The sequence below is a fragment of the Streptomyces sp. NPDC025833 genome, assembly GCF_055558055.1.
Genome location: NZ_JBVHNF010000022.1, coordinates 45695 through 66141 on the forward strand (window position 1 = coordinate 45695; position 20447 = coordinate 66141).

Here is a 20447-nt window from a genome sequence, read left to right on the forward strand (position 1 = left end):
GCCCCAGTCTGAGGCGCCGCCCCACGCCCCGGGAAGCCGTACGTGCCCAGGACCCCGGCCGCGGAACCGCGGCCGCCGTCGGCTCGTCCTGTTCCGCATGATCAGTGAACGCGTGAACGGTGAGGCCCTCCTGGTCCGCGACGCCGTGGCGGCCGAGACCGATGCCATCGCCGAGCTGCACCTCCGGGCCCGCTCTACGTACTACCCGGACGGCGTCCCGCAGGACGGCACCGACTGGGCGGCCGCCTGGCGCGGCGCCGTCGAGCGCCCCGACGGCCGGGTGCTGTGCGCCGTCGAGCGCGGCCGGATCGTCGGCATCGCCTCCTTCCGCACCCCGGAGGGCGGGCCCGCGGAGACGGTCAAGCTGTTCCAGTTCCACGTCGACCCCGGCCGCTGGCGCGCCGGCATCGGCACGGCCCTGCACGAGGCCTGCGTGGCGCGGTGGCGGGCGGACGCCCGGCGCGCGGCCGTCCTCGACGTGCACGTGGACAACCGCCGCGCCCAGTCCTTCTACGCCCGGCAGGGCTGGGTGCCCGACCCGGAGAACCCGCCCGCCGACGGCGACCACCACCTCTTTCTGCGCTTCTCCGTGCCGCCGCGGGAATGAAACGCCCTGCTTGAACGTTCATGCACCGGCCGGGGAGAGCCCCCGCACCCGTACGACCCGGAGAAAGCCGAAGACATGCGCGTCGAGATCTGGAGCGACATCGCCTGCCCCTGGACGAACAGAACCATAGGTTAGCGCACAGCGTCTGACCAGCGCAGATGAACGCAGGAGGCCCCGCCCGTGTGCTACGGCGGATGAGCACACAGACGGGGCCGACGGTCACACGGACCGCGCTACAGGCTCCCACGGATGGGCACGGGGTTGCCTGGCGAGTCCAGCCACACCCGCTCGCCGTCGCCGTCCACGGTGAGGCCGAACCGCTCGAATCCCGGACGGCCCTGCTTCTCCCACCAGAGATAGGCGGTCTCCACCTCGTCCCACAGTCGGCGCGGGCCGGATTGGTAGACCTCGAATTCCTCGCGGTGTTTCTCGTAGTCCGCTGTCGCCCACGACGTGACGGCCGTGTCCCGCAGCCACAGCGTGTAAGAGCCGTCCTCGTACGTCTCCGCCCACGGGAAAGCCTCTGGAACCTGCACCCCGATGGCGAACATGACGGGCCAGTCCCCCACAGCGTCCGGGGAAATCGTCGTCACGCTCCGAGTGCCGTACGCAGGCCACTTCCGGCCCCCGAGGTATTCACGGACGTGCGTCCGCTTCACCCGCTGATCCCGCAGCCGCATGAACGCCGACGAGCCGACGAACGGGCCGGACGCCGAGCCGTCCTCGGCAACGGTCAGCCTGACCACGCCTTCCCCACCGTAGGTAGGTCCCCACGGGGTAACGATGATCCCGCCCGGTTTTGTCTGCTCGATCCAGCGCCGGGGGACACGGCCGATTGATGCCGTGGCGATGACGCGGTCATAAGGGGCGCCCTCGGCGTATCCCTCGGCTCCGTCCCCGATGATCGAGACGGGATCGAATCCGGCGTCATTCAGCCGTTTACGCGCCTCCCTCGCGCTGTCTCCGTCTACCTCGACCGTGAACACATTCTCAGCGCCGACCCGATGAGACAGCAGCGCGGCATTCCAGCCGGTACCGGTTCCGATCTCCAACACCCGCTGACCCGTTTCGATGCTCAGCGCGTCCAGCATCGAAAAGACCATGGTCGGCATGGAGTTGGAGCTAGACGGGATCTTCCCTTTCCCTGGTCCGGTGTAAGCGCCGTCGTCCCATTGGGTCGTGATCGGCGCGTCACGGTAAACCGCCGACCACCAAACTTCGGGTTCCTCGCTGCGAATTACGCGGTCATCCTGGCGATTCATGCCGGCTCGGCCCGGCCAGATCATTTCCGGAATGAACAGATGACGGGGCACTGCCTGATAGGCAGGAAGCCAATCGCTTGTCAGTGCACCCTTTTCCATGAGAGCGGAGGCGAGCCCGTCAGGACCCGCCCCCTTCACGTCGTCAGTGCTCACCGATCAGCGGCCGTCCGCCGGGCCCTGACCGTCGTTCGTGTTGCCGCCCTCGTCCGAGCCGCCCCCGCCGTGCTTGTTCCCGCTGTCGCTGTCGTCCTGCGGGTTGCCGGGGTCGTTCATGGTCAGCCACCAGTTACGCATTGCGTTACCTCCTGGGTTCCGATGGTGCCGGTTGAACCGTCCCGCTGTCTGCGAAACGGTGACTTGCCCGCCCCTGCCGGGGATGCCAGACGTGGGGGAAATCGAGTCGGGCCACATCCGGCAGGGGCGGAGATCAGCGAGAAAGCCTCATCACGTGAGCGGCATCAATCGCCCGCCAGCGCATATGGGGCACGGGACTTTGTAGCGGCGATTGCAAGTCCGGCACCCCTCGAATCCGAAGCAGATTGGGCACCAGATTTCCCGGTGTCCAGCGCACATCCCGCAGTGTTCGCCCCATGACCACAGTGCTTGCATCGTGGAAATTGGCCGTCGCGGGTCAGTGCGCGCCATTACAAGACTTCGCCCCGGCTCCGTGCGTTGGCTTTGGCCACCCGTTCCCGCAGCGTTGGCCGACCGATGCCGGAATGTGGTGCAAGGTCTGCACCCTCGGCCGTCGTGCCGAACGGATCGTCGGTGTCCTTGAAAATCAACACCTGTCCGTCGTGGCCGTGCCGGTCGATCACCTCGGACAGCCGGGCTCTTGCGTCGCTCGCCATGATCGCTCGCCCCTCGTAGTCGGCTTTCGCTCGCTCACCCTCCAACCCGGATTGATCTACGCCTAGCGGCCCCGTGTAGGCCAACTGTCGGCCAGACTTGACCCATGGGGAACAGCGTCGGGGCCAACATCAAACAGGAACGCGAACGGCTCGGCTGGAGCCAGGCACGGCTAGCGCGGGAGGTATGCCGGGCCGCTGGCGTCCAGGGCGAGCCGGTCGGCCGTCAGGAGATCAGTCGATGGGAGACAGGGAAGCGCACGCCCCGTGAATGGCTGCCGTTTCTCGCTGCCGCCCTCGGGGTCCCCGTGGAAGCCCTCAAAGCCCCTCAGTCGCCCGCTGAGCCGCCTTTGCCGACCCTGGCCGACTTCCTGCCCGCCGATGATCCGCTAGGGCCTCTGACGGCCCGTACAGGCGGCCGTATCGGACTCGGCCAGGTGGACGATCTGCAACAGCGGGTGCATAGCCTGCGGCTCGCAGATGACTTCCTGGCCGGTGGGGACCTCATGCGGCCCGCACTACGGGAACTTCGCAAGGCTGTTCGGATGTTCAGAGAACACTCGTACACCGAAGCAACCGGCCGACAACTCCTCGTGCAGATTGGAGAATTGGCGCAGATCGCCGGATGGATCGCGTCGGACGCTGGCCAACACGCAGAGGCGGAACGGATCTACCGACTTGGACTCAGCGCAGCCACGCAAGCCGAGGACCGGACGCTAGCCGGAAACCTTGCCGGGTCGCTCGCCTACCAACTCAGCAATATCGGACGGGAGGTTGAGGGCCTAGACCTTGCCCGCGCTGCACTGGACGGGGCCGGGCCGGACGCTCCCCCAAAGGCTCGCGCGCTGTACCTCGATCGGGTGGCATGGTCGGCCACCAAAGCGGGCGGTTCCGAGAATGCACAAACGGCTATGCGGGCCCTCGGGGAGGCAAGCCAAGCACTCAGCGCGGACAGCGAGGGAATCGAGTCACCGGCGTATCTCTATTGGGTGAGCGCCGGGGAATTGCGCGTCATGGAATCCCGCGTCTACACAGAACTACGCCGACCGCTCCGCGCTGTGCCATTGCTGCGGGAAGTGCTCAGCGAATACGACGCAACGCACACGCGAGAGCTAGCGCTCTATCTGTCGTGGCTTGCCATTGCCTACGCCGACGCGAACGAACCCGAGGAAGCGGCGGCCACGGCGGAACGAATGCTCACGCTGTCGGCCGACATTGCCAGCGAAAGGACAGCGGAACGGGGCCGGGTCGTCCTCGCTCGGCTCGCTGATTACGCCGACGTTCCCGAGGTGCGGGCGGTACTCGACAGCGCGGCCTGATCACCTCGGAACGTTCCTAGGTGCCTGCGATCCGAAGGCAGCGAAATCCCTCGGGAATGCTGGGCCGTAGCCACCTTGGACCCCCGAGCCGGCGAAAACCTGGCCTTTCTTTCAAAGGTCGGCCCCGGAAACATGAAAACCCCCTACGCCTTCCCTCGCTGTGAGGGTGTGGCATAGGGGGTTCTGTGTGGCCACCTCGGAACGTTCCTAGGTGGTCACGCGTCCGTATCCGATCCGGTCTAGATAACGGCGTCCGGTGCGAGCGGACACACCGAAATGGTCGGCCACAGCCTGGCCGGTCAATGGCCGCCCGTGGCGGGATTCGAGGACGGTCACAGCGGCGCGGATATCGTCATCACTCGGCGGGCCGTCCGGTGCATTGTCCGCAGCGTCCGGCTCGCTGTCCGCATTGAAGTCCTGCCATAGGGAAGCGTCCGGCCATCTATCGGCCTGTGCGCCATTCTCCGGGCCTCTCGCTGCCTCGCCGGTCTCAGACTGCGTCGGTCGTCTGTGCATCCGCCAAACGGTCATGGGGAACACCGCGTGCAGCCCTGCGGAAACCCACGTGTCGACAGCGGACAGGGATTCAGTCGTGAGGACACCGGCCACGTTTGCGGCCACGGCGACGGCCACAGCGAGGGCTACGTCACGACCCGTCCGGACAGCCCAAATCATGAATAGGTCAACGGCCACGGGAACGGCCGGTGCAACGGTCTCGGGCACACCGTGGGACAGCGCTAGGTCACGCTCCACAGCGAAGCTGATAACCATGGCCGCAGCGAGGGCGAGACAGCGGACAGCACCGGTAATCGATATGCGCTTAGCCATTCTGCGCCGCCTCCCTCTTGCGCCGTGCTTCCTGGTATCCGCGCACAATGTCCGCAGGCAGTCCGGCGTATCGAATGCTGTCCGCCACTCGGGCTATTCCCTCTCGCGCAGAGTTGCGGCGGTAGTCGGCGGCCTTTCGCTCGCGGATTCGGTCCAGGGTCCTTGCGTGCTGTGCTACGTGCTCGGCTATCCAAGCGCGAGTCTCGTCGTCAATCATCTGCCGTTCTCCATATCAGCGGTAGCGCACCTAGGAACGTTCCTAGGTGGTCAGTCCCAAATTCCGTCGGGGTCGTCGTCCTCGTCCGATGCGGTCACGGTGATTCGCGCGGCAGCGGACGGCGAAAGCCCAAGCTCGATTCGCGCATTGCGGTTCATGGTCGAATAGGTGTTGAGAACCGTTGTAGCCGGATTCTTGACAAGCACGCCATTCGCGCCGAGGACGAGCAAACCGTCACGGCTAATGAATCGCTCGGCCTCCCACATGCGAGCCTGCGAGGTGCAGAACGTCACGACTACTTCCCGCTGTGCATCGGTAATCCGAGTAGCGGCAGACAGCGCGGGTACGATGCGCCGCCAAATGCTCGCGGCATCGGCCTTCACCTTGTCAGCGTCAGGGCCGTCACCAATTACCGTCGACCAATCCGGCTCAGTGAGGTCAGTGGGTGCCAGCGATAGCCGGTCGGCGTGGCGGTCGGGCCGGTACGTGCCCTCCCGCTTGTGCTGATCTACTGGCTTAGCGAGTGTCATACGAGTTCCTCCAGGGGGAATGAAAGGCGCTGGTCACGCCACAGAAAAGGGTCTGCACTGCCATCACGTTTCTCGACCTCCCTGCCGGTCAGTTTTGAAACCGGGTTGGAGGCACCCCCCACCCTGGGGGTTAAGAACCCTGGCTTCATACGCTCAGCGGAACAATCGGGATTGTATGTGGCCAGGGGGTATCACTTGCAAAGGTAGTAGCGAAGTCACTGTGAGAGATCAGCGCAGGCCAGACGGGGGGCCAGTTTTTGCCGGCTTCCGGCCCCCTATCACGGCAGCGAACGGCTATGCGCACTCAACCTGCCAGCGGGTCAGGCAGTCTCTACAGAGCGGCTTACGCCATCCATCGGCGTCCGGTTCGCTGATTCCTCGCGCGACAAGAGCACGCTTGCTGATCGGGTAATGGGCGAGCCGTAGCGCAGGTTCCCCGCAGCGAAAACAGAAATGCCGCAACGAAGAGGAGTAGAAACGGCGCATCGTTTACCGCAGTCCGATTTCCGCGCGGAGTACGGCAATCGGCACAGTGGGAATCTCTAGCCCCTCGTAATGTGGAGGCTGAGTGTGGATAGCGTCGATAACTCCCTGCCACCAACGTAGCCTCGGAACTGTTCGGTACCTCGACCCGCGCAGCATTGGAGGCCCACCGGCAGTCGGGTGAACCACATCAGCGGGGGAATGCGTATCCGACCAAGCGGGGGCCCCGGACGCGTCACGGGGAAACCATGGGCGGGTCCCGTTCGGTCCGGGGTTGAAAGCATCAGCGGGCATGGCTACACCTTCGGTGGATTGATACTGGCGTAGCCACGAGACTCCAGCGGCATGGCATAGCTGGGGAAAATCGCGTACAGGCATCCCCAACAGCGCGCATAGCTAATGGACTCACCGGTCACGGAATCAACCGGCTGAATGGGAGCGCCGTTCTCGTCGCGCGGCCAATTGGGATACGAACCATCCGGGCCAGGTTCTAGCAGGTTGTCAGCAGTCGTAGCCATTACGCCTCATCTCCGTTAATGAAAGCCTCGCGCTTAGCCTGTAGCTCATCAGCGAACTCGGCGGCACGGCGGCCAGCCTCTCGCTGGATGATGCCCGTGATGTGCCCGAGTACGTCCAGCGTGTAATAACGACTTTCGGGAACGGTGCTCTGATTCGACGGAACACCCATGGTCGTTTCGGCACGCTGTGCGGCCTCTAGCACATAGCGTCGCTTCTCACGAGCTTCAGCAAGCCGGATAACACCCTCTAGGAAACCCATAGTGGCCGGGTCGTAGGTGTCGGCGTCACGGTCGTGCGCCACTACCTCATCCGCGAGGGAACGCCAATTCTTGAAGAACTCACGGTCATACTCAAGAGCCCGTTCCCGGCGCTCAGCAGCAATCTGCGCCGCCTTCTCAGCCTCCGCCGACTCTAGGGCCTCTAGCTCTCGCTGAGCCTTTAGGGCGGTCTCTCGTGCCTTCTGTAGCTTTGCGTCAGTCATCAGGCATTCCCTCCGAGGTTCTTGTAAGCGTCGGCGAGCCGGTCACCACTCTGGGCCGGTGCCGGATCGGACACGTCACGTCCAGCGGCAGAAGCGGCCTTCTTGGCGTCCTGGTAGTAGCCGAGGGACATGCGCATGGAGGGACTTAGCGGCTCGCCCTTTGCCTCCAACTCGGCGGCCTTTTCCATCTCCGGGTCATATCGAAAAGTGGCAGCGCGAGCACGTAGCACGCGGTTTAGCGTTTCCGGGGTGTAGCTACCGGCATCAATGTTGTCGGTGTATCCGTTCACGCGTCGTTCTCCTTGAGTGATAGTCCGACGAAATAGCCTCGCCGGTCGGTTCGGAAGTGTCGGTATCCCGCGCCCTCAACAAGCCGCACAAGTGAGTCCATAGGCACCGGTCCGACACCGTTTCTCCCTGCCCACCGATTCACAGCAGCGGAAAGGGTGTGCTGATCCACATACGCACGCGGGCCGTCCCAAGTGGTCGCGCGCAGGGCACCGAATACGACAGCGCGATATGTGGCGTCGTCGCGCATGCGAGGAACCTCCAGATACGAAAAAAAGCCCTCTTGCGCGGTCTCGGCATAGACCAGGCAAGAGGGCTGTACCGGCGAGGTCTACGCGAACGTAGGTCTACTCACCGAAGTATTGGGGGACCGATTGCGGATGCCGCCGCATGGACAGCAAGCACCTACAAACGTTTGTAGGTGGTCAGCAGCACCGGCCGAATAACGACCGGGCTACTCGTTCGCTGTCGGAGACGGATACCGCCTCCACCCTTCACACGGTGTGTGGGTTAAGGACAGGACGGGCAAAGGAGCCAAACGGCGAAGACCGTAACCGGATCGATACCGAGCCGGCTCGGGCTATCAGCGCCCCTCTAAGCCCCTATCGGCGCGCCCCAAGTGGTTGGCTCCAGCCGACTCCTGAAACGGCCTCACACGGCCGCGCAGCGGCTTACAGCGAGGTGACGCGCTTCCGCTGTCGGTAAGCCTTTTGCTTGTGAGCGGCCGAGCAGTATCGGCGGGCACGGCCGGACCCATCCCAACCGGCGTTGCCCTCGCACCCGTCGAGCTGACACACAGCGTCCTCGCGCGCCTCGTATCCCGCATCCCGCGCATGCGCTGCACAGTTCTCGGAGCAATAACGCTGACGGCCATTTTTGGGATCGAAGACGTCACCGCAGTGCTTGCAGTCCTTACCCGCAAGGCGTACCCGTTCCTCAGCGGCGGTCAGCGTCCTGGTGCGCCTGTGTGTCTGTCGGCACCTATCGGAGCAATAGCGCTTTTGGCGGCCGGTCAGTACGGTGTCGCAAATGTCGCAGGTTGGGTCACCAATAAGCACGGTCTCTTAGCCCTCCAAGGCAGTGTGACGAATCTCGGTGTAGACGACCGGGTTCGGCGTTTGCTAGTAGAGACTCTTATAGACATACCTAGAATGTAGTTCACTTCTACACTAACTACATTTATAGAGTTTCTGACTAGCTCTCGCTCCCTCGCTGCTCTCGCTGTTTCCTCGCCTGATAGGCCGCACGGTCCCGGCAGCGCTTCCCGCAGTAGAGGGCTGTACGGCCCGGCTGCCCCGGTTCCCTGTAAGGAATTGGGTTCTTGCATGCGGGAAGTGCGCATTCCTGACCGGTCAGCACAGACTCAACGATGCCTAGGGCCTTCTCTATGGAGACGTACGCGGAAAGGAGAGCGCGGTAGGGAGTGCGGGGAGACTGGTCGCTGAGTCCGTCGGATGCCTCTCGATGCGCGTCCCGTAGGGCTGTAAGCAATTCGGTGTAGTTTGGAATTTCCATGCTTTCGATCTCCGTTCATTCGGCGGAACCACTCTTTATGTGTCCGCGCTTTCGGCGTAACTCTCAGCGCTTTCGGCGTAACCGTCAGCTTGGACGCAGCGCTTTCGGCGAAATCAGCGCAAATGAAAACCCCCGCCATCGCTGACGGGGGCATTCCGTACGCCGGTCGCCTAGGCCGCTTCCGCGATCAGGAGCGCGAGCCGGGCCGCCTGTAGGTCTGGGGAGTTGCCCAGGTTCTTACGAAACGCGCGCACTAGACGGCCGCGCTTGCTGTTCCTCTCGTTCGCCCACGCGTTCATTCGCGCGCTGAGCGTTTCAAGGTCAAGGGTGTTCGTGATGGGCACCGCGCAACCTCCTTGGTGTCTCTCCTGCTGCGTGGTCTCGCTGTCCTCGCGGTGAGCCGGTTAAGTGACGTACCTAACGGATCGTCAGGTTTCCGCCTAGACAAGTGGAGAAAGGTGTTCCGCTTCTACCGGCGATGGCCAGACAGGGCGGTTCCTTGGCGCTGGCGGCAGAGTCGCTGTACGGCTGTCTGCCGCACGCGAAAGCCCCGGCGGGGAGTTGTTCCCGCCGGGGCCGTACGAACGGCTTGCGCGGCCGTCTAGCGCGTCCTCTCCACGAGCCTCACGCCCGCTTCAAAGGCCGTGTCCCATGCCGGGTCGCTTGCTTCCCGCCAATGGAACTCCAGCCGGTCAATCGCGGGCACTCGGTACCCCCGACCCTGGGACGGCAGGAGAGTGATTCCCTTGTCTGTCAGCGCGGCCCGGAGCAATGCCCGCTGTCCGGCGATACCGGCCCCGTTCCACAGCGCTGCAAGCGCCTCGGGGTCCAGCAGCGGGGACAGGTCGGCTTCCCGCGTCAGTTCGGCCAACTCCGCTTTGAGGCTGTCGATCTGTGCGTTCAACTCCCGCCACAGATACTCGTAATCCGCCTCACTCATTCGGCCGAGAATGAACCGCTCTTTTTTGAGCTGCATCTCTCGGCTGACCGCTGATTCCAGCGCGGCCGTTGCCTCCGCCTTGCGCGCCTCCTTTTCCGGGTCCTTGTAGGCGAGCCATTCACGGGCGATCTCGTGCAGCGTGGCGGACTCGGGAGACAGGCTGAGGATATGCCCGAACCATGCTTGGGTAACGGCTTCCTCAACGCGCTCACGTCCGATGGAAACGCCCTCGCAGACGTGCGCCCCCTCGTTGGTTCGGGCATAGCACCTATACGCCGGTCCGCTGCTGACTTCCTTCACGCCACAGCGACCACACTTCATGGTTTCCGAAAGGAGATTGGAAGTCTCCCGCTTCCCGCGCGCACGGCTGCCCACTGGACCATTCTTTTGCGCCCGACTCGCAAGTATTTCCTTGATCTTGATGTGTTCCGCGAACGTGATGACGCCCTGGCCGCAGGAAATGGGGTGCCCCTTCTTGTCCAGCAGGGGAGTACCGCCACGGTGGTACTTGCCGGTCCAACGGCCCTTCTTGTCCAGAATCCTTTCCCGCTGCGCGACGAGACCCGCCCAAGTCACAGCGTGGGCAAGCGCGATGATTCCCGTTGCTTGCCAGTTTTTGCCGTGACGGGTCTTGAGCCCTTCCGAGTTAAGCGTATCGGCGATCCAACCCGGCGTCTTTCTGTCCAACAGGTATTCGGCTATTCGCCGGGCCAGCGGGTATTCCTCGGGGTTCCGCTCTAGCCGTCCTTCGCCCTTCACAGCGCGCAGGCCGTAGGGCGTAACGCCACCGGTCCACTTACCGTCTGCCTTGTGCGCGTCCATTCCGAGCTTGACGAACTCGCCAAGTTCGGCCACCTGTTCGCGCGCTTGCTCCGAAAACAGCGCCATGAAGGTGCGACCCCTGATGGAGTCGAGATTTTCGACTACCGAATAGAGGCGCGCTGCCTGTTCGTCGAACTCATCGAGAAGTGAACCGACCTTTCCGGAACCTTGGCGGGAGAGACGGGACATTTTGTAGACGTACAGCGTCTTGGACAGTCCGCTGTCAGTGATTGCCGCTGTAGCCTTCTCGAACTCTTCGCGAGTGACGTAGCTCTTACTTGCGCTTTTCTGCTCGAACCAAACATGCCGAATGCGCTTATCTTCCCTGGCGGCGTGAGCGCACATACGGCGAACCTGTTCCCGCAGGCTCGATAGGGTGTCCTTCTTCTTGGAGCGGCGAACGTACATCTCCGCGAGATCAGCGGGAGTGCCTACGGCGGGCACCCAAAGGCCAAGCTCTTTGAGTTCGTCGTCCTCGAAACCGAGGGCGTGAAGCGCCGGGTAGTCGTCGCGGTGCATCTTGGTCCAATCACCGAAGTCGGACCGCTCCACGTCGGGGCCGGTCGTGTCGGCATCCACACGGGGTGGCCGTTAAGCGATAACCCGCGAGATTCGACAAAGCCCCAGGTCAGAGCGGTTATGGCTTCGTTCGTCCAAGCCTGCCCCTGGTGCTACGTGGGCAAGGCCCGCTTCGAGAAGGCGCTGGCCGCCTTCCCGCACCGCGACCAGGTCGAGGTGGTGCACCGCTCCTTCGAGCTGGACCCGGGCCGCGCCAAGGGCGATGTCCAGCCGGTGCTGACCATGCTGACCGCCAAGTACGGCATGAGCGAGGCGCAGGCCCAGGCCGGCGAGGACAACCTGGGCGCCCAGGCGGCCGCCGAGGGCCTGGACTACCGCACCCGGGACCGCGACCACGGCAGCACCTTCGACATGCACCGCCTGCTGCACCTCGCCAAGGAGCACGGCGCCCAGGACCGGCTGATCCAGGTCCTCTACCGGGCCAACTTCGCCGAGGAGCGGTCCGTCTTCGCCGAGGGCGACGAACGCCTGGTGGAACTGGCCGTCGAGGCAGGGCTGGACGCCGGCGCCGTCCGCGCGGTGCTCGCCGACCCGGACGCCTACGCCGACGCGGTCCGCGCCGACGAGCGGGAGGCCGCCCGGCTCGGCGCCAACGGCGTGCCCTTCTTCGTCCTGGACCGCGCCTACGGCGTGTCCGGCGCCCAGCCCGCCGAGGTCTTCTCCCAGGCGCTGACCCGGGCCTGGGGCGAGCGCATCCCGCCGGCGACGCTCGACCGGGGGGACGCCGGGTCCTGCGGACCGGACGGGTGCGCGGTCCCGCAGCACGGCTGAGAACCGCGGCTCAGAGCGGTGTCATGAGCGGCACCAGGGTAGACTGCGCAGAATATCGCCATGGACGGGTCGATCACCGAGGCGCACAGTGGTCCCATGGAGACCACGGAGACGTTCGACCAACTCGTCCGGGACGAGTTCCGCCCGAAGAGCATCTACCTCAACACCGCGAGCAACGGCCTGCTGCCCGCCCGCACCGTCACCGCCCTCCGGGAGGCGGCGCTGCTGCGGGCCGAGGGCCGGCCGCTCACCTCGCTGTACGAGGACGTGGAGACGGCCCGGGCGGTGTTCGCCCGGCTCGCCGGGGTCCCGGTCACCCGGGTCGCCATCGGCGCCTCGGTCGCCGCGCACACCGGGGTGATCGCCGCGGCGCTGCCCGCCGGCGCCGAAGTCCTGACCGCCGAGGACGACTTCACCTCGGTGCTCAACCCGTTCCACGTCCGCGGCGACCTGAAGGTCCGCGCGGTCCCGCTGGAGCGGATCGCCGAGTCGGTCCGGCCCGGCACCGCGCTCGTCGCGGTCAGCGCCGCGCAGTCGGCCGACGGCCGCGTCGCCGACCTGCCCGCCCTGCGCGAGGCCGCCCGCGCCCACGGCGCCCGCACCTACGTCGACTTCTCGCAGTCCGCCGGCTGGCTGCCGATGACCGCGGACGCCCACGACTTCACCGCGAGCGTCTCCTACAAGTGGCTGCTGGGCCCGCACGGCGCGGCCTTCCTCACGGTCCCCGAGGACTTCGGCGGGCTGTCCCCGATCCTCGCGGGCTGGGTCGCGGCCGAGCGGCCGTGGGACAGCTGCTACGGGCCGGTGGAGGAACTCGCCCACTCCGCGCGGCGGTTCGACATCCCGCCCGCCCTGTTCACCTGGGCGGGCCTGCGCCACTCCCTGGAACTCGTCGAGGAACTGGGCGTGCCGGCGATCCACGCGCACGACCTCGCCCTCGCCGACCGCTTCCGCGCGGGACTCGCGGACCTCGGCCACGAGCCGGTGTCCGCCCCCGGCTCGGCGATCGTCTCCGTCCCCGGACTCGGCTCCCGCCAGAGCGCGCTGAGCGAGGCGGGCATCGAGGTCTCCGACCGCGCGGGCAACCTGCGCGCCGGCTTCCACCTCTACAACACGGCCGTCGACGTGGACAGCCTGCTGGAGGCCCTGTCCCGCTGATCCGGCCCGGCACACGAGCGGGCCGGGGCCTCCCGTCCCACACGAGGAGGCCCCGGCCCGGTGCTCGGGGGTCACTTCACCGAGGGGGCTCTAGCCGACCGGGGTGAAGTCGCGCGCGCCGATGAAGTCGGGCCTGCGCACGGGAGCCGCGAACGGCTCCACGGCCGTGTTCTCCACACTGTTGAACACGATGAAGACGTTGCTGCGCGGGAACGGCGTGATGTTGTCGCCGGAGCCGTGCATGCAGTTGCAGTCGAACCAGGTCGCCGAGCCGGCCTTGCCGGTGAAGAGCCGGATGCCGTGCTCGCCCGCCAGCGCGGTCAGCGCCTCGTCCGACGGCGTGCCCGCGTCCTGCATCTGCAGGGACTTCTTGTAGTTGTCCTTCGGCGTGGCGCCGGCGCAGCCGAGGAACGTGCGGTGCGAGCCCGGCATGATCATCAGGCCGCCGTTGGTGTCGTGGTTCTCGGTCAGCGCGATCGAGACGGACACCGTGCGCATGTTGGGCAGGCCGTCCTCGGCGTGCCAGGTCTCGAAGTCCGAGTGCCAGTAGAACCCGCTGGCGCCGAAGCCCGGCTTGACGTTGATCCGGGACTGGTGGACGTACACGTCCGAGCCGAGGATCTGCCGGGCGCGGCCGACCACGCGCGGGTCGCGCACCAGCTTCGCGAACACCTCGCTGATCCGGTGCACCTCGAAGACCGAGCGGATCTCCTTCGACTGCGGCTCCACGATGGAGCGCTCGTCGGCGCGGATCGCCGGGTCGCCGACCAGGCGGTCCAGCTCACGCCGGTACACCTCGACCTCGTCGGGGGTGATGAGCTGGTCGACGGTGAGGAAGCCGTCCCGCTCGAACGCCTGGAGTTCGGCGGTCTCGATGGGGCCCGGGGTGTCCGGGGCGCCCCAGACGACCGGGTCCTGGCGGGGGACGGCCACCTCGGAGGTGCCGCGGGTCGGGTAGAGATCCTTGACGGGGGCCGTGGTCATGGGGTCCTCACACCTCCTCGGGCTCGGTGAGCAGCGGGTAGACGCCGTTCTCGTCGTGGTCCTCCCGTCCGGTGACGGGCGGGTTGAAGACGCAGATGCAGTGGAAGTCCTCCTTGACGCGCAGCGTGTGCCGCTCGTGCCCGTCGAGGAGGTACATGGTGCCGGGCGTGATGGTGTACGTCTTCCCGGTCTCCTTGTCGGTGAGCTCGGCCTCGCCCTTGGTGCAGACGACGGCCTCGATGTGGTTGGCGTACCACATCGACGTCTCGGTCCCGGCGTACAGGATGGTCTCGTGGACCGAGAAGCCGACCCGCTCCTTGGCCAGGACGATCCGCTTGCTCTCCCAGGTGCCGGACTTCGACTTGACGTGCCGGTCGGTGCCTTCGATGTCCTTGAACGATCGGACGATCACGGTGCTGTGTCTCCTCCTCGGGATACGGGGCGGGTGGTTCAGGCGGTTTCGCGGACGGCGCGGGCGAGGACGCTGAGTCCCTCGTCCAGTTCCTCGGGCGTCACGGTGAGGGCGGGCAGCAGCTTGACGACCTCGCTCTCCGGCCCGGACGTCTCGATGAGCAGGCCCAGTTCGAAGGCGCGCCGGGCGACCTTGGCGGCCCGGTCCTTGTCGTGGAACTCCAGGCCCCACACCAGTCCGCGGCCGCGGTACTCCTTCACGTCGGCGAGGTTCTCCTCGGTGAGGGAGACGAGTGCCCGCTCGACCTGCTCCCCGCGGGTGCGGGTCTGCTTCTCCATGGCCGAGCCGTCGGTCCAGTAGGTCTCCAGGGCGGCGGTGGCGGTGACGAACGCCGCGTTGTTGCCGCGGAAGGTGCCGTTGTGCTCGCCCGGCTCCCACACGTCCAGCTCGGGCTTGAACAGGCACAGCGACATGGGCAGTCCGTAGCCGCTGATCGACTTGGAGACGGTGACGATGTCGGGGGTGATGCCCGCCTCCTCGAAGGAGAAGAAGGCACCGGTGCGGCCGCAGCCCATCTGGATGTCGTCGACGATCAGCAGCATGTCCTGCCGCTCGCACAGTTCCTTGAGCGCGCGCAGCCACTCGGGCCGGGCGACGTTGATGCCGCCCTCGCCCTGCACGGTCTCCACGATCACCGCGGCGGGCTTGTTCAGGCCGGAGCCCTGGTCCTCCAGGAGCCGCTCGAACCACAGGAAGTCGGGCACCTGGCCGTCGAAGTAGTTGTCGAACGGCATCGGGGTGCCGTGCACCAGCGGGATGCCCGCGCCGGCCCGCTTGAATGCGTTGCCGGTCACGGCGAGCGAGCCCAGCGACATGCCGTGGAACGCGTTGGTGAACGACACGATCGCCTCGCGCCCCTTCACCTTCCGCGCCAGCTTCAGCGCGGACTCCACCGCGTTGGTGCCCGTCGGGCCCGGGAACATGACCTTGTACGGCAGGTCGCGCGGGCGCAGCACCAGGTCCTGGAAGCTCCGCAGGAAGGTGCGCTTGGCCGCGGTCGACATGTCCAGTCCGTGCACGACACCGTCGCGCTCCAGGTAGTCGATCAGCGCCCGTTTCAGCACCGGGTTGTTGTGGCCGTAGTTGAGTGAGCCGGCGCCGGCGAAGAAGTCGAGGTACGTGTGGCCGTCTTCGTCGTACATGCGGCTGCCCTGCGCGCGGTCGAAGACCGTGGGCCAGCTGCGGCAGTAGCTGCGGACCTCGGACTCGACGGTCTCGAACACACTGAGGTCGGGCTGGGTGATGGTCACGTGGGATCGCTCCTCAGAGGGTGGGGGACGCGGTCAGCGGGCCTATGCGGTACAGGACTTCGGGGTCGTGCGGATCGCCCGGGAACAGGTCGGCGGGGAACAGCACCTCGCGGCCGACCCGTGCGCCGTGCCGCTCGGCGAACGAGGTGAACAGCCGCTCGGAGGCGGTGTTCCCGGGCGTGATCGTGGTCTCCAGCTCGGTGATGCCGCGTTCGGCGACGAGCCGTGCGGTCAGGCCGTCCAGCAGCGCGGCGGCGATGCCGCGGCCGCGCTGGGAGGCGTCGACGGCCACCTGCCAGACGAGCAGGGTGCCGGGGCGCTCCGGCCGCAGGTACCCGGTGACGAAACCGACCGGCTCACCGTCCGCACCGCGCGCCACCACCGAGGTGTCCGAGAAGTCCCGGCACCACAGCAGATAGCTGTAGGAGGAGTTCAGGTCGAGGGTTTTGGAGTCTTTGGCGAGACGCCAGAGCGCGGCTCCGTCGGTCGTCGCCGGACGTTCGATGAGAAGGTCTGCGGGTGCGGCAGTCATGCGGCATGAATTTAGCGAGGCGAATTCAAAAATGCACGGGAGCTGTCAGAGCGTCTCTCCGGTGCCTCGGTGAAATGTCGGGATTGACCCACGGCAAACCATGACAAATTGCCTTTGTTGTGGAATGTGTCACAGCTTGAAAAGTCCAGCAAACGCGTCCGCAAACTCCCCTGTTTAGCTCTGCAAAAAGCGGGCAGAAGAAGACGGGAAGCTATCGTCCGGAGAATTGGCGGGAATGGTGAAGGCGGTTTTAATTCGGGGTTCGGTAATCCTGAATGCCATGAGGATCCCGGGGGCGGGGCCCCCGGGAATCACCCACTGCTAACCCCAGGCGCTCTCCACGGCCCGGCGGCCGGCGACCGGATCCACCGCGATCCCCCGCTCGGCCAGGGCCGCGCCCAGGGCGGCCAGGCAGCCCTGCACCGCACCCGGGGTCGCGTCGGGCCCGTAGTGGTTGACCCGGATCATCTCCCGGGCCAGGGCGCCGCCACCGGCCGCCAGCGGCAGCGCCGGGTCGCTCTCCAGCGCGCGCGCCACCAGCTCCGAGGCGACCACGCCGGACGGCACCCGCAGCGTCGTGGCGACCGGGGCCGCGTCGCGCTCGTCGTGCACGTACGGCTCCAGGCCCCCGCCGAGTGCCACCGCACCGGCCCGCGTGGCCAGCGCCGCGCTGCGGTGCCGGGCCATCACCGTCCGGAGGCCGGCCGACCCGATCCGCTCCAGGCACGCCTCCAGGGCCAGCATCTCCAACTGGGCCGGGGCGTGCGGCAGCGTCGTGCGGCCGGCGTCGATCCAGCGCTCCTTCCAGTCCAGCAGGGACAGGTAGGAGCGGCGCGGGGCGTTCGGGTTGGCCGCCATCCGGGCCCACGCCCGCTCGCTGACCGAGATCGCCGAGACGCCCGCCGGGCCGCCCATCGCCTTCTGCGCGCCGATCACGCACAGGTCCACGCCCCACGCGTCCGGCAGCACCGGCTCCGCGCCCACGGAGGCCACCGCGTCCAGGTAGAACAGGGCGCCCTGCTCCCGCACCGCCTCGCCGATCTCCGCGACCGGGTTGGTGTTGCCCGTCGCCGCCTCGGCGTGCACCAGCGACACGAAGTCGATCTCCGGGTGCTCGGCGAACGCCGCCCGGACCTGCTCGGCCGTCACCGCCGTGTGGAAGGGGACGGAGAGGTCGTGCACGGTGGCGCCGGCGTCCCGGAGCCAGTTCCCGAAGGTCTGGCCGTACGGGCCCGTGATCACGTTCAGGGCGACCGTGCCCGGACCGGCCGCCGCGCGGATCGCGCCCTCCAGCGGCAGCAGGGCCTCGCCCTGCGTGATCAGGACGTCCTGCCGGGTGTCCAGCAGCCGCGCCACCGCGTCCTCGATGGCGGCGAACCGCCCGGCGGTCAGCGGGGGCAGGTCGAGGAAGGGGTGGGTCACGGCGGTGCTCTCTTCGTTCTCGGGGGACCGGCTCCACCGATCTTAGGTCGAAGGGCTTCTTGGCCATCGGTTTGATTTGAGAGACTCAAACCCCTCCTTATAATCGGAAGCCGTCGTTCCCCGACAGGAGATCCCCATGAAAACGCTCGCAGGGCGCCGGACCCGCCTTCTGGCCGCCACCACCGCGACCGCCGCACTCGTGCTCGTCGTGGCCGGCTGCTCCTCCGGCGGTTCGGGGAGCGGCAAGACCACCGTCAAGGGCGTCCACCTCGCCAAGGCGGGACAGCTCACCACGTGCACCCACCTGCCGTACCCGCCGTTCCAGTCCGAGGTGGACGGCAAGGTGCAAGGCTTCGACGTCTCGCTGATCGACCTCGTCGCCAAGGACCTCGGTGTCGAGCAGCACATCCTCGACACGCCCTTCGAGAACTTCAAGACCGGCGCCTTCCTGAACTCCGGGGAGTGCGACCTGGCCGCCGCCGGCATGACCATCACGCCCGAGCGCAAGAAGAACGTCGACTTCTCCGTCCCGTACTTCGAGGCCACCCAGGCCGTCCTCGTCGACAGGAGCAGCGGGATCGGCTCGCTCGCCGACGTCGAGGCCAAGGGCGGGAAGCTCGGCGCCCAGGCGCAGACCACCGGTGAGGACTACGTCCGGGGCAAGGGCTACGACCCGATCTCCTTCGAGTCCTCCGACGCGGTCCTCAACGGCCTGCGCACCGGCCAGGTCGAGGCCGTCGTCATCGACTACCCGGTCGTCCAGGGCTGGCTGAAGGACAAGGCCAACGCGGACAAGTTCAAGGTCGTCGACAACATCAAGACCGGCGAGCAGTACGGCTTCACGGTCAAGAAGGGCAACAAGGCGCTGCTCGGCGCGATCGACAAGGCGATCAGGACCGCCAAGGCCGACGGCGCGTACAAGAAGATCTACGAGAAGTGGATCGGCCCGTACGACGCCTCCGTCGCGTCCCCCGCCGCCTCGTGACCGACACCGACGCGACGCTGCGGCCGAGGAGGAAGGGACTGACCCGGCGCCGGAAGCGCACCCTCGCGCGCGCCGTGCAGTACGCCGTCTTCGCCGCCGCCGTGATCGCCTTCGCGGCCACGGCGGACTGGGGACGGCTCTCGAACCAGTTCGCCCAGGCGGACATCGCCCGGCAGATGTTCCCGGACGTCATCACGCTGGCGCTGAAGAACACCGTGCTCTACACGCTGTCCGGCTTCGTCGTCGGACTCGTCCTCGGCATGGCCGTCGCGCTGATGCGGCTGTCCTCCGTCGGCCCCTACCGCTGGCTGGCGAGCGTCTACATCGAGATCTTCCGCGGCCTGCCCGCGCTGCTGATCTTCATCTTCGTGGGCGTCGCCGTGCCGCTGGCCTTCCCCGGCACCGAGATCCCCGGCGGCACCTACGGCAAGGTGGCCATCGCGCTCGGCCTGGTCTCGGCCGCCTACATGGCGGAGACCATCCGCGCCGGCATCCAGGCCGTGCCCAAGGGGCAGCTGGAGGCGGCCCGCTCGCTCGGCTTCTCACCGGCCCGGGCCATGGTCTCGATCGTCATCCCGCAGGCCTTCCGGATCATCCTGCCGCCGCTCACCAACGAACTCGTCCTGCTCTTCAAGGACTCCTCGCTGGTGCTGTTCCTCGGCGTCACCCTGGAGGAGCGCGAACTGTCCAAGTTCGGCCGCGACCTCGCCAGTACGACCGCCAACTCCACGCCGATCCTGGTCGCGGGCCTGTGCTATCTACTGGTCACCATCCCGCTCAGCCTCGTCGTGCGCCGCATGGAGTCCAAGTCCCAGGAGGCGATCCGGTGACCCGCCCGGAGATCGAGGTACGCGCACTGCGCAAGTCCTTCGGCGGCAACGAGGTGCTGCGCGGCATCGACCTGGAGATCGGCCGGGGCGAGGTCGTCTGCGTCATCGGCCCCTCCGGCTCCGGCAAGTCGACCCTGCTGCGCTGCGTGAACCTGCTGGAGGAGCCCACCGCGGGCCGGGTGTTCGTCGGCGGCACCGAGCTGACCGACCCCGACGTCGACATCGACGCCGTACGGCGCCGGATCGGCATGGTCTTCCAGCAGTTCAACCTCTTCCCGCACCTGAGCGTCACCGGGAACCTCACGCTGCCCCAGCGCCGGGTCCTCGGGCGGGACAAGGCGGCCGCGGCCCGGATCGCCGCCGAGAACCTGGCCCGGGTCGGCCTGTCCGAGAAGGCGGACGCCTACCCGTCCTCCCTCTCCGGCGGCCAGCAGCAGCGCGTCGCCATCGCCCGCGCGCTCGCCATGGGCCCCGAGGTGATGCTCTTCGACGAGCCGACCTCCGCCCTCGACCCGGAGCTGGTCGGCGACGTCCTCGCCGTCATGCGCATGCTGGCCCGGGAGGGCATGACGATGATGGTCGTCACCCACGAGATGACCTTCGCGCGCGAGGTCGCCGACCGGGTCGTCTTCATGGACGGCGGGGTGATCGTCGAGGACGGCAGCCCGGAGCGGGTCATCGGCGATCCCCGGCACGAGCGCACCCGGCACTTCCTCTCCCGCCTGCTCGACCCGGCCATGGCCGAGGTGGAGGAGGAGTCCGGTGGGGGCCTGCCCTCGGCGGGGAGGACCGAGCCGTAGGCCGT

General features: G+C 66.8%; 20 protein-coding genes. 7 read left to right on the forward strand and 13 right to left on the reverse strand.

The genetic code is table 11. The features are described from left to right. Nucleotides 1-97: 97 nt before the first annotated feature. Nucleotides 98-607 carry a GNAT family N-acetyltransferase gene (locus tag ACZ4K2_RS32040; RefSeq protein WP_467478907.1) on the forward strand — a complete coding sequence of 170 codons (510 nt, stop codon included), beginning with the start codon at nucleotides 98-100 and terminating at the stop codon, nucleotides 605-607. A gap of 233 nt (nucleotides 608-840) precedes the next feature. Here ACZ4K2_RS32040 and ACZ4K2_RS32045 read toward each other — a convergent pair whose 3' ends face one another. The 3 genes from ACZ4K2_RS32045 to ACZ4K2_RS32055 all read right to left on the reverse strand — a co-directional run bounded on the left by ACZ4K2_RS32045 (nucleotide 841) and on the right by ACZ4K2_RS32055 (nucleotide 2720). Then, nucleotides 841-2022, reverse strand: a complete 1182-nt coding sequence (locus tag ACZ4K2_RS32045; RefSeq protein ID WP_467478909.1) for a methyltransferase domain-containing protein — start codon at nucleotides 2020-2022, stop codon at nucleotides 841-843. Between the two features lie 3 nt (nucleotides 2023-2025). After that, nucleotides 2026-2163: a hypothetical protein gene (locus ACZ4K2_RS32050; RefSeq protein WP_173869028.1), complete on the reverse strand. Its 138-nt coding sequence runs from the start codon at nucleotides 2161-2163 to the stop codon at nucleotides 2026-2028. A 350-nt stretch (nucleotides 2164-2513) separates the two neighbouring features. Beyond that, the gene (locus ACZ4K2_RS32055; RefSeq protein ID WP_358415906.1) at nucleotides 2514-2720 is read right to left on the reverse strand and encodes a hypothetical protein; all 207 of its coding nucleotides are present in this window, start codon (nucleotides 2718-2720) and stop codon (nucleotides 2514-2516) included. Nucleotides 2721-2824: 104 nt separating this feature from the next. Here ACZ4K2_RS32055 and ACZ4K2_RS32060 point away from each other — a divergent pair, with 104 nt between their 5' ends. After that, the gene (locus ACZ4K2_RS32060) at nucleotides 2825-4036 is read left to right on the forward strand and encodes a helix-turn-helix transcriptional regulator (protein WP_467478912.1); all 1212 of its coding nucleotides are present in this window, start codon (nucleotides 2825-2827) and stop codon (nucleotides 4034-4036) included. Nucleotides 4037-5131: 1095 nt separating this feature from the next. Here the strand turns inward: ACZ4K2_RS32060 and ACZ4K2_RS32065 are convergent. From ACZ4K2_RS32065 to ACZ4K2_RS32085, 5 genes are all read right to left on the reverse strand, one after another. Further along, nucleotides 5132-5611, reverse strand: a complete 480-nt coding sequence (locus ACZ4K2_RS32065; protein ID WP_467478914.1) for a phage terminase small subunit P27 family — start codon at nucleotides 5609-5611, stop codon at nucleotides 5132-5134. 1000 nt (nucleotides 5612-6611) lie between these two features. Beyond that, entirely contained in the window at nucleotides 6612-7094 is a 483-nt protein-coding gene (locus ACZ4K2_RS32070) for a hypothetical protein (RefSeq protein WP_467478916.1), read from the reverse strand. Next, the gene (locus tag ACZ4K2_RS32075) at nucleotides 7094-7384 is read right to left on the reverse strand and encodes a hypothetical protein (RefSeq protein ID WP_467478917.1); all 291 of its coding nucleotides are present in this window, start codon (nucleotides 7382-7384) and stop codon (nucleotides 7094-7096) included. Before ACZ4K2_RS32075 ends, ACZ4K2_RS32070 begins: the two co-directional genes overlap by 1 nt. Nucleotides 7385-9067: 1683 nt before the next feature. Further along, the gene (locus tag ACZ4K2_RS32080) at nucleotides 9068-9241 is read right to left on the reverse strand and encodes a hypothetical protein (protein ID WP_398720810.1); all 174 of its coding nucleotides are present in this window, start codon (nucleotides 9239-9241) and stop codon (nucleotides 9068-9070) included. Between the two features lie 257 nt (nucleotides 9242-9498). Then, nucleotides 9499-11238 (reverse strand): recombinase family protein, encoded by a 1740-nt coding sequence (locus ACZ4K2_RS32085; protein ID WP_467478918.1) that lies wholly within the window; start codon nucleotides 11236-11238, stop codon nucleotides 9499-9501. Between the two features lie 60 nt (nucleotides 11239-11298). Here ACZ4K2_RS32085 and ACZ4K2_RS32090 point away from each other — a divergent pair, with 60 nt between their 5' ends. Together ACZ4K2_RS32090 and ACZ4K2_RS32095 are read left to right on the forward strand one after the other, a co-directional pair. Further along, the gene (locus tag ACZ4K2_RS32090) at nucleotides 11299-12009 is read left to right on the forward strand and encodes a DsbA family oxidoreductase (RefSeq protein ID WP_467478920.1); all 711 of its coding nucleotides are present in this window, start codon (nucleotides 11299-11301) and stop codon (nucleotides 12007-12009) included. Between the two features lie 96 nt (nucleotides 12010-12105). Beyond that, the gene (locus tag ACZ4K2_RS32095; RefSeq protein ID WP_467479050.1) at nucleotides 12106-13167 is read left to right on the forward strand and encodes an aminotransferase class V-fold PLP-dependent enzyme; all 1062 of its coding nucleotides are present in this window, start codon (nucleotides 12106-12108) and stop codon (nucleotides 13165-13167) included. A 90-nt stretch (nucleotides 13168-13257) separates the two neighbouring features. On the opposite strand, the gene thpD is transcribed toward ACZ4K2_RS32095, so the two are convergent. From thpD to ACZ4K2_RS32120, 5 genes are all read right to left on the reverse strand, one after another. After that, nucleotides 13258-14151, reverse strand: coding sequence for an ectoine hydroxylase (thpD, locus tag ACZ4K2_RS32100; RefSeq protein ID WP_467478921.1), 894 nt, complete (start codon nucleotides 14149-14151; stop codon nucleotides 13258-13260). A gap of 7 nt (nucleotides 14152-14158) precedes the next feature. Continuing rightward, nucleotides 14159-14563, reverse strand: coding sequence for an ectoine synthase (locus tag ACZ4K2_RS32105; protein WP_467478923.1), 405 nt, complete (start codon nucleotides 14561-14563; stop codon nucleotides 14159-14161). A gap of 38 nt (nucleotides 14564-14601) precedes the next feature. Then, entirely contained in the window at nucleotides 14602-15873 is a 1272-nt protein-coding gene (gene ectB, locus ACZ4K2_RS32110) for a diaminobutyrate--2-oxoglutarate transaminase (RefSeq protein ID WP_467478924.1), read from the reverse strand. Between the two features lie 13 nt (nucleotides 15874-15886). Continuing rightward, on the reverse strand, nucleotides 15887-16405 hold the full coding sequence (gene ectA, locus ACZ4K2_RS32115) for a diaminobutyrate acetyltransferase (RefSeq protein WP_467478926.1): 519 nt from the start codon (nucleotides 16403-16405) through the stop codon (nucleotides 15887-15889). Nucleotides 16406-16726: 321 nt separating this feature from the next. Beyond that, the gene (locus tag ACZ4K2_RS32120) at nucleotides 16727-17827 is read right to left on the reverse strand and encodes a pyridoxal-phosphate-dependent aminotransferase family protein (RefSeq protein ID WP_467478927.1); all 1101 of its coding nucleotides are present in this window, start codon (nucleotides 17825-17827) and stop codon (nucleotides 16727-16729) included. Between the two features lie 136 nt (nucleotides 17828-17963). Here ACZ4K2_RS32120 and ACZ4K2_RS32125 point away from each other — a divergent pair, with 136 nt between their 5' ends. From ACZ4K2_RS32125 to ACZ4K2_RS32135, 3 genes are read left to right on the forward strand one after another with little or no spacing between them, the layout of a single operon-like run. Then, nucleotides 17964-18812, forward strand: coding sequence for a transporter substrate-binding domain-containing protein (locus ACZ4K2_RS32125; RefSeq protein ID WP_467478929.1), 849 nt, complete (start codon nucleotides 17964-17966; stop codon nucleotides 18810-18812). Further along, nucleotides 18809-19642: an amino acid ABC transporter permease gene (locus ACZ4K2_RS32130; RefSeq protein WP_467478931.1), complete on the forward strand. Its 834-nt coding sequence runs from the start codon at nucleotides 18809-18811 to the stop codon at nucleotides 19640-19642. The genes ACZ4K2_RS32125 and ACZ4K2_RS32130 overlap by 4 nt, the downstream gene beginning before the upstream one ends. Beyond that, a complete protein-coding gene (locus ACZ4K2_RS32135; protein WP_467478932.1) occupies nucleotides 19639-20442 on the forward strand; it encodes an amino acid ABC transporter ATP-binding protein in 804 nt (267 codons plus the stop codon). The genes ACZ4K2_RS32130 and ACZ4K2_RS32135 overlap by 4 nt, the downstream gene beginning before the upstream one ends. The last annotated feature ends 5 nt before the right edge of the window (nucleotides 20443-20447 follow it).